This is a genomic window from Collibacillus ludicampi (genome assembly GCF_023705585.1).
In the GTDB taxonomy this organism is placed as follows: domain Bacteria; phylum Bacillota; class Bacilli; order Tumebacillales; family BOQE01; genus Collibacillus; species Collibacillus ludicampi.
The window spans coordinates 3,007,742-3,020,351 of sequence record NZ_BOQE01000001.1 but is presented as its reverse complement, the minus strand read 5'-3'; the positions used below and the strand labels follow the sequence as shown (position 1 = coordinate 3,020,351).

13 protein-coding genes, 1 pseudogene and 1 riboswitch are annotated in these 12,610 nt (G+C 46.3%); of the genes and pseudogenes, 4 read left to right on the top strand and 10 right to left on the bottom strand.

The annotated features are described in order from the left end of the window. Window positions 1-83 precede the first annotated feature (83 nt). Window positions 84-166: riboswitch (ZMP/ZTP riboswitch) on the bottom strand. A 54-nt stretch (window positions 167-220) separates the two neighbouring features. The 6 genes from DNHGIG_RS15310 to DNHGIG_RS15285 all read right to left on the bottom strand — a co-directional run bounded on the left by DNHGIG_RS15310 (window position 221) and on the right by DNHGIG_RS15285 (window position 5,445). Next, window positions 221-1,321: a glycosyltransferase gene (locus DNHGIG_RS15310; RefSeq protein ID WP_282200400.1), complete on the bottom strand. Its 1,101-nt coding sequence runs from the start codon at window positions 1,319-1,321 to the stop codon at window positions 221-223. A 19-nt stretch (window positions 1,322-1,340) separates the two neighbouring features. Further along, window positions 1,341-2,456 carry a mannosyltransferase family protein gene (locus tag DNHGIG_RS15305; RefSeq protein WP_282200399.1) on the bottom strand — a complete coding sequence of 372 codons (1,116 nt, stop codon included), beginning with the start codon at window positions 2,454-2,456 and terminating at the stop codon, window positions 1,341-1,343. 97 nt (window positions 2,457-2,553) lie between these two features. Beyond that, window positions 2,554-2,730 carry a hypothetical protein gene (locus DNHGIG_RS15300; RefSeq protein WP_282200398.1) on the bottom strand — a complete coding sequence of 59 codons (177 nt, stop codon included), beginning with the start codon at window positions 2,728-2,730 and terminating at the stop codon, window positions 2,554-2,556. 189 nt (window positions 2,731-2,919) lie between these two features. After that, window positions 2,920-3,393, bottom strand: a complete 474-nt coding sequence (gene greA, locus DNHGIG_RS15295) for a transcription elongation factor GreA (protein ID WP_282200397.1) — start codon at window positions 3,391-3,393, stop codon at window positions 2,920-2,922. A 77-nt stretch (window positions 3,394-3,470) separates the two neighbouring features. Then, complete coding sequence (locus DNHGIG_RS15290; protein WP_282200396.1) at window positions 3,471-4,490, bottom strand: hypothetical protein; 1,020 nt, start codon at window positions 4,488-4,490, stop codon at window positions 3,471-3,473. A gap of 67 nt (window positions 4,491-4,557) precedes the next feature. Then, entirely contained in the window at window positions 4,558-5,445 is an 888-nt protein-coding gene (locus DNHGIG_RS15285; RefSeq protein ID WP_282200395.1) for an AAA family ATPase, read from the bottom strand. 170 nt (window positions 5,446-5,615) lie between these two features. On the opposite strand from DNHGIG_RS15285, the gene DNHGIG_RS15280 reads away from it, so the two are divergent. Continuing rightward, entirely contained in the window at window positions 5,616-6,023 is a 408-nt protein-coding gene (locus tag DNHGIG_RS15280) for a c-type cytochrome (protein ID WP_282200394.1), read from the top strand. A 208-nt stretch (window positions 6,024-6,231) separates the two neighbouring features. Here the strand turns inward: DNHGIG_RS15280 and DNHGIG_RS15275 are convergent. Further along, window positions 6,232-6,812 (bottom strand): annotated as a pseudogene (locus DNHGIG_RS15275) (biotin transporter BioY). A gap of 101 nt (window positions 6,813-6,913) precedes the next feature. On the opposite strand from DNHGIG_RS15275, the gene DNHGIG_RS15265 reads away from it, so the two are divergent. From DNHGIG_RS15265 to DNHGIG_RS15255, 3 genes are read left to right on the top strand one after another with little or no spacing between them, the layout of a single operon-like run. Continuing rightward, window positions 6,914-7,741, top strand: coding sequence for an energy-coupling factor transporter ATPase (locus DNHGIG_RS15265; protein ID WP_282200391.1), 828 nt, complete (start codon window positions 6,914-6,916; stop codon window positions 7,739-7,741). Then, window positions 7,729-8,595, top strand: a complete 867-nt coding sequence (locus DNHGIG_RS15260) for an ATP-binding cassette domain-containing protein (protein ID WP_282200390.1) — start codon at window positions 7,729-7,731, stop codon at window positions 8,593-8,595. The genes DNHGIG_RS15265 and DNHGIG_RS15260 overlap by 13 nt, the downstream gene beginning before the upstream one ends. After that, window positions 8,595-9,395: an energy-coupling factor transporter transmembrane component T family protein gene (locus DNHGIG_RS15255; RefSeq protein ID WP_282201443.1), complete on the top strand. Its 801-nt coding sequence runs from the start codon at window positions 8,595-8,597 to the stop codon at window positions 9,393-9,395. The genes DNHGIG_RS15260 and DNHGIG_RS15255 overlap by 1 nt, the downstream gene beginning before the upstream one ends. A gap of 15 nt (window positions 9,396-9,410) precedes the next feature. On the opposite strand, the gene DNHGIG_RS15250 is transcribed toward DNHGIG_RS15255, so the two are convergent. From DNHGIG_RS15250 to DNHGIG_RS15240, 3 genes are all read right to left on the bottom strand, one after another. Continuing rightward, on the bottom strand, window positions 9,411-10,004 hold the full coding sequence (locus tag DNHGIG_RS15250) for a DUF1405 domain-containing protein (protein ID WP_282200389.1): 594 nt from the start codon (window positions 10,002-10,004) through the stop codon (window positions 9,411-9,413). A gap of 389 nt (window positions 10,005-10,393) precedes the next feature. Then, entirely contained in the window at window positions 10,394-11,293 is a 900-nt protein-coding gene (locus tag DNHGIG_RS15245; RefSeq protein WP_282200388.1) for a phosphatase PAP2 family protein, read from the bottom strand. A gap of 103 nt (window positions 11,294-11,396) precedes the next feature. Then, entirely contained in the window at window positions 11,397-12,545 is a 1,149-nt protein-coding gene (locus DNHGIG_RS15240) for a glycosyltransferase family 4 protein (protein WP_282200387.1), read from the bottom strand. Between the last annotated feature and the right edge of the window lie 65 nt (window positions 12,546-12,610).

The following is a 12,610-nucleotide window of genomic DNA, read 5'->3' as shown; positions in this document are numbered from 1 at the left end:
TTAACCTTCAATTGCAAGTAAAGAATGATAGAGGGAACAAGCATTCACAATACGAAAAACCGCCTGAGCCCATAATGAATCTCTCATGGGGCCCAGGCGGTCGGCCAATCTATTCAATCGCACTCCCTTGTGGTTGAATCCACTTCCGCCAGTCATGCGATCTACTGACATTTCATTTATTGTTGAAAAAAGTATAGGATACAACAAAACGTTTGTCAATCTATTTTCTTATTTTTGCAAGAACCGCCCATCTTTCATGGTTGGTCCATGTCCAACGATTGTTTCCGACATAATTCCAAACGGTCCCCCCTGCGATTCCCGCCAAATTCGCCATGAAGGAATACCAATCCCACCATTCCATACATAAAAAAACGATTCCAACTTGGATCATGATGCCGATACTGGACACAAGCCCAAATTTGATCAAACGAACAAACTTGATCCCTTTCCCCATACCTTTCCACGTGAAATGATCATGCAATAGAAAATTCGACAGCATGCTGATAGTAGCAGCTACAGTCGCCGAAGTCACTTCACTTTGATCCAGCACATGCAACAGAAATGTAAACACCGTCAGATTTACGCCTACACCTGACAAACCTACAATGAGAAACTTAAGAAGTCGCCAATCATCGGGGCTCGCTTTGACCAAGCGTGCGACGTGCCTTATGTAATTCACCTGTTCACGTATGTTCATTTTTGAACGGTCGCCTAGCCTTCGATGAAATTGATAGGGAATTTCCACCAATTTCTTATAGTTTCCCCTTACGAGAATCTCCATGAGGATTTTCCAGCCAAGAGGATGCAAGTCTACATTTTCTATCACAGACCGTCGCAACATGAAGTATCCGCCAGTGGGGTCTGTGCAAGAGCGTACTCGCGAAAGCATCGCCCGTCCGATCATACGCGCCCCCCAGGAAACGAGTTTGCGAAACGGGGATAGCCCCCCATCATTCCCACCGGGAACAAACCGACTGGGAATGACAAGATCATAACCGCAGTCAATCTTTTTCAACATAACAGGTAATAATTCAGGAGGATGTTGCAAATCGGCATCGAGCACCGCGAGAACGTCTCCTCTCGCTTCTGCCAGCCCTTTCATTACGGCAGTCGCCAGTCCCCGTTCGCCGCTTCTATGAAAAAAGCGCACATGCGGGTTCTTTTTTGCCATGTCCGCGAGGATACGAGGAGTTTCATCCGTACTGTCATCCACAAAGATGACTTCATAGGGAACGATCTCCGAGAGGGTTTGATCGATACGTTGGATAATGACAGGCACATTTTGTGATTCATTAAACGTCGGGATGATGATACTCAGCAAATCGCTCCCTCGCTTTCATTCAGGACACGAAGTGCCCTGCTGTGATGTGATACATGAGATACACTTGTCCCAATGCACTCAACACGAGTATGACGATGAAGCAAAGCTTGCGAGCAAGCAGGATCGCCGCTGTCAAGAATAAAGGGAAAACGGTCAAGAAAAATCTAGGTATGCTATAGAAATAATCCTCCCCCGCCACATTGGGAGACATCAAAGGAATCAAGACGGCAGGAATCAGATAAACGAGATAGCTTCCACGCATCTTCAGTACAACGGAAAAGATCGTTCCCGCGAGTTCAAGAGTGGCCGCCAGCCAACTCATCCATCGATAAATGAGTCTCCACCCTTTTCGTTTCGTAACTGTTAAGTGATAAGTCCCTTCAAACCATGTGGACAACGGAAATCGGAACTCCCGGTGCCAGTACTGTTGCGCATGGACGAATGCAAGCGGATCACCTAGGCGTTTTAGAAGATGCAACATATACAGGCCAAGTCCGAGTGGTATAAGCGCCATAGCGCATGCTTGAAAACGAATATTGCGGAGTTTCCAGCCTGCTTGCCGCATATATTCATACGCGACGGGGAGCAGCATCAGGATCCCCGTGTTGCGTGTCAGTGATGCGAACATTCCGAAGAGGCCGGCCATCCACCATTGATTCATTCGCGCATAATACATGCAACCGATCGTCCACATAAGAAACATCGCTTCCGTGTAGACAGAGCTCAGATAGAACCCGGTCGGAAAGAGGACCAAGAGAAGTCCCGCCCGCCAAGAAACAGGTTCTTCATAATCGAGATCGATCAAACGTACCAAGAAAAAAAGTGCGAGCAAAAGACTGATGTTCGTGATCAGTAAACCGGAGGATCGATAACTGATCCCTAACCACTCGGATCCGACCCGTATCGTCAACGGGTAAAGCGGGAAGAACGCGGCTGATACTTTAGTATAACCGTGTGCGGCAATACCGATGTACCAGACAGAATCCCATTTTGCAAAATTGCTGATCAGCGATGCTTTGACGAACGCTTTCCATGTGTGCGTTCGATGTAAGTGAGAAACAAAATAAAAACTGGCTGCAGTCACCCAGATTTTATGAACCACGAAAATGAAAAACGCTCTTCGCAACGCATGCACGTCAGGTCTCCCTCCTCCCTTCTATCTTTTCCCAAAAAACAAAAAAACGTATGGAACTTTTCCATACGTTACCCTTATACACGAATCGAAATCGCTTTCATCTCATACCCAAGAATGAAAGGTAGACCCACCACTGATATTGCTCTTCCGTACCGTGGCTCTCTAACTCACGATAGTATTTTACAAATTCATGGCTCTTCATTCCGTAACGTCGTTCGCATTGTTCCACAAACGTCTTCATCTCCATCAAGCGAGACTCCAAATATTGTGTCACTGCGAATCCCTCCTCTCAGTAAATAGTATAACATATTAACCAAAGTATGACACTACTTTTTGCTTCATTTCATTCATATGATGTATGATTCCGATTGAATCGTTAGCATGCGAATGAACAAATGAGCAACTTTTAACAAAAAAACCGCTCTTCCCGGAAGAAGAACGGTCTGTATCGTAAATGGATTCGTTATTTCACTTCTACGATTTCAAATTCGATTTCGCCGCCTGGAGCGGGTACAAGGACATGGTCACCAACCTGGCGTCCGAGCAAGCTTTTGCCTAATGGCGATTCATTGGAAATACGTCCCGCGAGCGGATCCGTCTCAGCCGTACCGACGATCGTATACGTCTCGAGTTCTCCATCCGGCAATTCACGAATGGAAACGGTCGAACCCACCGAGACGACACCCTGTACTTTATCCTCTTCGCGAATGATGACTGCGTTGCGAAGTTGGTTCTCCAACATCATGATACGAGACTCAACCATCCCTTGCTCATCTTTGGCAGCCTCATATTCGCTGTTCTCGCTCAAATCGCCATAGGAGCGAGCGATTTTCAAACGTTCTTTTACTTCTGCACGTTTTGTAGTCTTTAAATATTCTAATTCTTCTTCGAGTTTTCGCAATCCTTCTTCAGTCACATAAAATTTGTTATCGCTCATTATGTACACCCCCGGAAAATTTCACCTAACTATTGTAACATATTCTTAATTCTAGGAAAGCTTTTTTTCGGCTGCTTTTATCTTTTGTCTTTCGAGGGATCATGGTACTCCTCTTTGGTGACAACAAACGATTGACCGTTCCAGGTTTCATGAATGATCCAATACGGAAGCAAACCTGAATTTTTTTCAGGAATATTTTCTTTCTTGATCGTTACGAGTTCATAACGGGAGCCGTTCTTCACTACATGAGAAAAGATGGCGGAAGAATACCAGATGGACTGGATCCCCATTTCCGTAACTGTAAACATCGTCGCATAATGATACCTTCCCGCACACGAACAAGACTCAACGAATACGAATTCAGGTCTCTGATCAACCGCCACATTTTCCAAGACGGTTCCGTTTGGCATCCATTCCAAGTAAACGCTTGCAGACGTATCCGATATCATGCGTAATTTACTTGCTTTCCATGTATGTTCTTTGCGCAATTCATACATGCCGCTAAAGCCATGATACGTTCCGTGAATTATTGGGCGAACCGCCACAACGAAACGCTCAGGCCCGAGTATTCCCACAAAACCGATGCGCTGTTTCGTATCATCAATGGAACTGATCGCTTTGTGCAAATCGTTGATCAGGTGCAAGGAACATGTAATAACGATTTGTCCACGTTCTTCACGGCAAGGGATCTGCAAAAGGGCCATCGTTTGCTTGATTGGAAGCAGTATATGTTCCCCTCGTAATTCCGGTGAAGCATGCAGTAGAACGAATCGCCCGTCGAGAAGAGCCCCCCTCTGGCCAACCCTGGCAACCAAGAGATGAGACCCTTTGTAAATCAATATTTTATCTTGTTGTCTTTCAACATGTAAATCGAATAATGGCACAAAAGAAACGATATCGGACAAATAGTCGCCATTCTTCGCAACATGCTTAACTGGCAATTGAATATCCACATCTTCGTAACGCAATAGACTGTTTTCTTCTTTCATATCGCTTTTTCCTGCGTATGATTGCACTTTTTCGGCGGAAACGGGAAGCGCCGGACTTGACGCGAGTATCTGAAGAAACGCAATGATTGAAATGACGAACCGCCACATATGACAGAATCCTCCTCCTTTTCGCTTAGCATGGTTAGGAGGAGGATCTTTTATGTGGAACCGTACTCTACAGATCTTCTTTCAACAATAGATTTAATTCCGCCTCCGTAAATCCTTGTCGTGTGATTCGAGCATTTTGTTTACGGATGCTGGCTTCCAGTTTATTGCGGACAAATCGGGCGTTTGAAAAATTTTCCTTTTGTCGTTCACGAAAACAGATCCGCTCCAATTCCTTTTCATATAATTCATGGAGTCTGTAATCGTACTCTTGTGCCATTTGTCTCGCGATCCTTATCAATTCGTTCGTCTCATAATCGGGAAAAAGCAACTGATACGGGATACGAGAAGCGAGCCCCGGGTTGCTTTTGAGAAACTTCTTCATTTGATCTTGATAACCGGCAAAAATGATGATGATCTCATTGCGATGGTCTTCCATATATTTGAGAATGGTTTCTACCGCTTCAATCCCAAAATCATTCGGGTTTTCTTTCACAAGTGCATACGCTTCATCGATAAACAACACCCCTCCTTTCGATTCCTCAAGAACCGCATAGGTGTCTTTTGCCGTATGCCCCACATAATTACCGACCAAATTCACGCGACTGACTTCGCGAAACTTCTCTTCCTTGATCACCCCGAGGCGGTGAAAAAGTTTCGCTAATAGGCGCGCAATCGTTGTCTTACCGGTACCAGGATTGCCGAGAAACGCCATATGCAACGACATCGAGGGCGTTTTCCACCCTGCCTTGCGACGATATTGTTGTACCGCCGTATAATGGGCAAGCTCCCGAATGGCACCTTTAACGGGTTCCAAGCCAATCAGCGCATCGATTTCACGCAAGACCCCTTCATAACTCCGTTCCGGCAGCGTTTGTCGGACGGCTTTTGCGGTTAAAGGTTCGGCAGGTTTTTCCCCCATTTTCTTGAGTGTAAACGTGAGCGTGTGTTGGGTCATAGGCAGTCCCCTTCATCCTTTACAATCTGTCTGCTTTTACTGTATTCAACTCATCTAGCAAAAAGACGAACTTGTTTCCCTGTTACCCCGACGATGTCATTTATACGCATGTAAGAATCAAAAGAATTATATGATACGTTAGATGCAATTAAGGGAGGATGAGCGAGGGTATGAATCGAAATGTCAAAGCACTTCTCGTCGCCGGTATCCCCTTCTTGATAGGGCTGGCATTTGCAGCGGGAGTTATCACGACAGGTATCAAGAACCAGAAAGCGGTGCAGACGAACGATGGGAAAAAAGATGCCGTCTCTGATACAAAAAGCACAAACTCGGGCGGTGCAAATGATGACGCAAAAAACATCGTGATGACCACTTGTGCGGGATGTCATGGATCCGATTTGAAAGGACAGGTAGGTCCATCCCTCTATGAAGCGGCAAAGAAGTATAAGCCAGAAGAAATCGAAAAGATATTGATAGACGGTAAGCGTGGGGATAAGGGGCAGATGCCTGCGGGGCTCGTTAAAGGTAAAGAAAAAGAAGTGGCTTCCTTTATCGCCTCATTAAAAGATCAGAAATGACAGAAGGCGGTGGTCGTCCGCCGCATGAAGGCAACAGATGAATGGAAAAGAGCTGTGCGCGGGCGTAATACTTTTCATGAGACAATTGTAAAGGTCGTCTCGCAACGATTGACATGATACCGTGCAAGACGACCTCATGGCTCACGAACGAACCACGCGCACCCGCAAACCCCCGTTGTTCAAGTCAGGAGTAAAGCGCAAGCGTCAATTACAGCGTTTCGTTCGTATCATATTCGCGTCCAAGAACGCGATCGATGGGGTATACTTTCGCAACTCCCGCGGCGATCACAGCGGCAGCCACCGCCTTCAAAAGATCACCCGGAAGAAACGGGAAAGCTCCCGTTGCCAATGCTTGTTTCAGTGTTAGGTGTGCCGCATGAGAAAGCCATGCAACGCCCACAACATATACGAGCAGGATTCCTCCGATCAGATTTCCAAGGAGCAAAAGGATGACCGGTTTATCGCGCTGCTGGGCTTTCTCCGCAAACCAGCCAATGAGCCATGCGGCAAACGGCCAAGAAACGATGTAACCGCCTGTCGGTCCGAGTAGTGCGCCCAATCCCGTGCGTCCCCCAGGTAGGATCATGATACCGATACCGATCAGAAGCACGAAGATCAATTGACTAAAAATCCAAGGCGCGCCCCCAAAACACACCCCGCTAACATGACGGCCAATGTCTGCAAAGTGATCGGAACCGTGCCAATCGGAATGAACACATAAGAAAAAACGCCAGTAAGTGCGGCAAATAGTGCGGCAAAAGCCAATTGCCTCGTCTTCCACTGTCTCATTTGCTATCCCCCTGTCAACAACAAAAAATGTTAACATGAATTCTAGTTAATGTTAACATATAAAAAAGGATGTTGAAAAGCAGAAGTGTGAGGGGAAACGAATGATCGAATGCAAGGATCTCTTGTTTCGATATCCGGATTATAAGAGAAACGTGACGCCGGTTTTTGAAGGTTTAGACTTGACTATTCGTAAAGGTGAATGGGTGGCAATTGTAGGAAGCAACGGGTCAGGAAAATCGACGTTTGCGCGTCTGGTCAATGGTTTGTTAAAACCGAAGAAAGGGACGATTCGCGTCTTTGGTCTGAATCCGGCAGATGACTGCGAGGTTTGGCAAGTCCGGCAAAAAGTGCAAATGGTCTTTCAAAACCCGGAAAATCAGATCGTCGGTGCAACCGTACGAGAAGATTTGATTTTCGGGCTAGAAAATCTGGGATTATCGCGGGAGGAAATCGATCAAAGGATCGAATGGGCGCTCGTGCAAACGGGATTGAGCGCGTATCAACACGAAATGACGGAACATCTTTCCGGCGGGCAAAAACAACGTCTCGCCATCGCAGCGGCATTGGCGATGAAGCCTCAAATTCTCATTCTCGACGAAGCGACTGCCATGCTGGACCTGCGGGCAAGGCGTGATCTTCTGAGACTCATCCAGACCCTACATCAGGAACATCATATAACTTTGCTAACGATTACACACCATCTGGAAGAAACGGTACACTGCGATCGCGTTCTCGTATTTCACCATGGAGAAGTCGTTCTGGACGGAACACCCGCAGATATCTTTTCACCAGAGAACGAATTGTATAAATATGGCTTATCTCTTCCTCCCGTGGTTCATTTGGCACATGAACTGAGAAAAAATGGCGTCCCCTTGTCTTTTCCGATCATGACAGAAGAGGATCTGGTGAATGCTCTATGCAGCTTGTAATGGAACATGTGACATACTCCTATCCGGGAAACCCATCCCCCATCCTTAAAGACATCTCTTTCACGATCGAGGAAGGGGAATGGGTTTGTTTGCTCGGTCGCACAGGCTCGGGCAAGTCCACACTAGTTCAACTTTTGAATGGTCTGTTGTATCCGACAAAGGGGCATATTCGGATCGACGGCATCGATCCTTCGCAAAGCAAGCATGGGTGGACGAAATGGCGAAGGCATATCGGACTTGTCTTTCAGTATCCGGAACACCAACTCTTTGCCGATCAAGTAGCAAGAGATGTATCGTTCGCACTCGAAGCACAAGGAATTGTTCCCCCTTGTGAATATGACGAGCGGGTCAATCGTTCTCTCTCGGCAGTTGGTCTTTCCCCCTCCCAATACCGGGAACGCAATCCCTTCCAATTATCGGGCGGAGAGAAAAGACGTGTCGCTATCGCATGCACGCTCGTGTACGAACCCGCTATCCTTATTCTTGATGAACCGACAGCCGGACTGGATCCTGGACAACGAAAGGAATTATTGCATCTGCTTGCCGCTTGGCAGCGAGAACGCGGTGTCACGATCATCAGCGTAACGCATGACATTGGAGAATTCGCACCTTTTGCAAAGAGGGCGCTGGTGTTGAATGAGGGATGTCTTACGTACGATGGAGACCTATCCTCATTGCTCGCGTCACCTGCCCCTCTCTTCGAAGCGGGCCTCGACCTGCCTTCACTTGCCCGAGTGGTCTACGATCTAAAGAAAAGGGGATGGAAGCTTGATGCGAAACAGTTCCAGTTGTCCTCGATTAAAGATGAGATACTGAATGAGTGGAAGAAACGCACAATGGAGGAAGCACGGTGATGACCCAATACCGCTTGTCCATCGGTACTTATATCCAGCGTAATTCTTTCTTGCATCGCCTTGACCCGCGCACAAAATGGATCATAACACTTTTGCTCGCAGTCGACCTTTATCGTGTGAAATCGTTCCCTTCACTGGTTCCCGTCGCGTTTATGATTATTCTCGGAATCATACTTGCGCAAACCCGAATGCATGAGGTGTGGAATGCATTGCGTCCCATTTTTCCCCTGATGATACTTCTGGCAGTCATTCATATATGTTTTGATCAGGGGCATGCGATTTATATTGCGGGACCTATACAAGTGACACGGGAAGGGCTCTATACGGCAGGGCTTACTTCCTTGCAATTTGCTCTTCTCTTTTTGGCCGCAGCTTTGCTCGGTTGGACAACCGTTCCCACGGAACTGGCAAATGGCCTTGAACGAATGTTCGCCCCCTTAAAACGATTCGGAATTCCTGTCCATGCGATCGCCATGACCATCGCGCTCGCCTATCGATTTTTTCCGATCCTTATGCGGGAATGGCAGCGAATCAAACTTGCACAAATGGCACGGGGGGCGAACTTGGAACACGGATCATTCATCCGTCGCACGCGCCATTTGGCTTCACTCGTCATCCCCTTGTTGATTCATACGTTTGAGCGTGCGGAAGAATTGTCAATTGCCATGGATGCACGCGCGTACCGCGGTGACATCGGACGAACCCAATATTATCGACGATCTTTGCGGCGAATGGATGTGATTTCTCTCATTGTTTCCCTGATTCTCAGTGTCAGCTTGTTCTGGTTTCACAAGATGTAAGAGCAACGCCTATCCTCACTCGAGGATGGACGTTGCTCTTTTTTGTTTCGAACCTTTCAACCAAAGGAACACAAGAATGACGGCCCCGGACAAGCATGCGGTCAACCATCCGATCGTCGTATCATATGTATCACTGGGTAACCACGGATGAACATCAAACGTGTAATCAATGAGATCGTTAAACAAGAGCCAGCAACCAGCTGCCGCGATATGTCTCCCGCGGAAAGAGTAACGAGGAAGAAACAAAAACGATTCGACCGCCATACTAAAATGAGAGACCATGAGCATCCAATCAGCGGAATTGATCATACCTGATTGACTGTCGAAAAAAAGAATAATGGCAACCGCCCAGACGCCGTATTTAACGGATAGCAATGCACCGAACGATTCGATGTAAGGCGAATGTTTCTTTCGTAAGAATACGATCAATGCCCAAGTAAAGAAGAGACTTGATGTGGGACTGTCCGGAACGACAGGCCAGAAAATCAGGGGCGTTGCCTTGAGCTGGTCCGCATACCAATAATACCCGTATAGGGTGCCCAGAGCGTTTATGATCATCAGCAGGATCAGATTTTGAGGGAGATTGATGATCCGTATCCATTGTCCCATACGTTTTCCTCCAGATGTATACTTGTTTGCATATGGATTTGTATATTATACATGATCTTCCCCCGTTTAAGCGCTTGATTATCGGGAAAATGCGGAAAATAAAAAATCCGCCTGTGAAGGCGGACCCTTCATACGATTAATAGTTTCCGGGTACCAGCAAGATGAAAAGTACAAAGATAATCAGAAAAACAACCGCCCAACGAGTATATCCTCCAAAGATATCGTACATGGCAGGCACTCCTTTCTGCGGTGGAATCATCCACACTCTTATTGAATGCAAAAGTCTCCCAATTCGTATAGACGGGTAACTACAACCTATAAAAAAGGCATTTTCCCTATACATTGAAAAAGCCAACCATTTTCTATGGTTGGCATGACTATGCCTCGAGCTAAGAGGGCATTTGTTGCGTTTGCGGTTTTGATTGAAGAACCACGGGAGCACTTTTTCCGGACACTTGCTCCGCCTCCGGCCAGATCTTGCCCAACAAGAGATCGCTAAGCTTAACAGTGACGTAACCCAGAATGATTCCTCCGATGACGTCGAGCACCCAATGGATCTCGAGATAGAGGGTCGAATAGACGATCAAGCTGCAGTAGGTCACCATCGTCCATTTGAACAGTTTTCCCTTCTCCCTCAGAGCGAGGAGCAAGACGGCTACAGAAATCGAAGTATGCATGCTTGGGAAACAATTTTGTGTGTAATAGTCTGCTTGTTCAGGTGTAAAGTTCCTCGCCATTCCATCAGGATCGCCTGAAACGTACCAGACTTCCTGCAGCATGATCGTCATATAGAAAGGAATAATTAGGGGAAGCTGGAGCGTATGTCCGGAAAGCACATAGCGCAACATCTTCCTCCCGTCCTTCGCCAAAAAACTGCGGATGACCGCAACCCATAAAGCGAGAGCAAATCCATAACGGTAAACCCAGCGAAGAAATGCTGTTAGCCATTCAGGGTGGTACACGCGAAAGATCGCGCCATTATTGAATGGAATTTTTCGGAATACTCCGTTCCAGTTCCATAGATGATGAACGTTATGAAACTCCCATTTCGCTACCATGTACCAGAAAGCTGGGGCATATTTATATACAAGATAAGGAATCCCCAAAAGCAAAATCCCCTTGGGAAGAAACTGACTCCAGTCGATTTCTCGTTGATCTTTTTTATAATCAAGCATGAGAATGGCAAGAAACAGCCAATTGTACCAAACCCAAGCTTCTACTCTCGATATGGCAATGACAATTGCAACGACGACAATGGCCAATAATCCGAGATAGAAACGCCGCAGCATAGTACACCTCTTTCGTTACACAATGGTAACATTATAGCAACCAAGCTGTAATCTATCAATGATAGACTGAAGGAATCATATTGAATCATAAAAAAAAAGACAGTCAATTCGACTGCCGTGTTTTATTTCCCTCAAGAACCGATCTATACAATTCACCGTACTCCTTGACCACACGGTCCAAAGAGAAATGTTTCAACGCATATTCACGTCCCGCGTTGGCAAGTTTTTGCCGATATTCTTCATCATCGATCAACTTTTGCAACGCGTCACTCAATGCGATCGCATCATCTACAGGAACGAGCAGTCCCGTCTCCCCGTGAACGATCTGTTCCGCAATCCCGCCAACTTGCGTACCCACACAGGCCAAACCTGACAATGCTGCTTCGGCAAAAACGGATCCGAACGCCTCTGCCCGTGACGGTAGTACGAAAATATCAAAAAAGGACATGAATTCATGGGGATGAAGAACATAACCGTAAAAGATCGTTTCTTCTTGCACATTCAATTGCTTGCACAACTGGTGTAATTCTTCCCGTGCCATCCCGTCGCCAATGACGTGAAGAACAAAATTTTTTCCTCGTCGTTTGAGTTCGGCACAGGCCCGAATCAATACATCGATCCCCTTCGCGGGTACCAGCCGGGATAAAGAGACTAACTGAGGAACTCCGTTTTTATGCTCACTCGGGCGAAATATCGTTTGGTCAAACCCGTTATAAATCACGCGAATCCGCTCAGGATTCATCACGAATTGGCTCAAATATCGTTTGAATGAATGGGAAACAGTCGTGATCACCTCGACTTTTTTCTCAACCTCGCGATAAATGGATGTCAAAAACTCCTTTTCAGGACCTGATCGTGTAATCTGATCATTCAACATCAGTTCCGTTTCATAAGACGAATGGATCGTCAAAATCACTGGTATTTGAGGATAACAATGTTTAAACGCTAGAGCGACCAATGGATGATGGCAGTGTATCAAGTCGTACGTTTGTTTGATCTGCAAGGAAATCCACCAAACGTAATCTTGCAATGTCTGGATATATTTCGAAATGACCTTACTTTCGCCAAAACGATCGACATCCATCGTCTCAAAGGGTACAGGTTCTTTTCCTTTATTGCGGACGCGTTTTGGCAGATAGAATAAATCCATGTCCCATCGTTCCTGAACCATACGGTTCCAAACATTGGGTATCATGCTCGATACCCCCCCTGGTTGTTCCGGAGGAAAAAATAAAGCTTGTAAAATTTTCATAAACGAACCCCTTTATCTGACAATTATTCACCATTAATAATATTTCGTTTTTAAAAAGAAAAAAA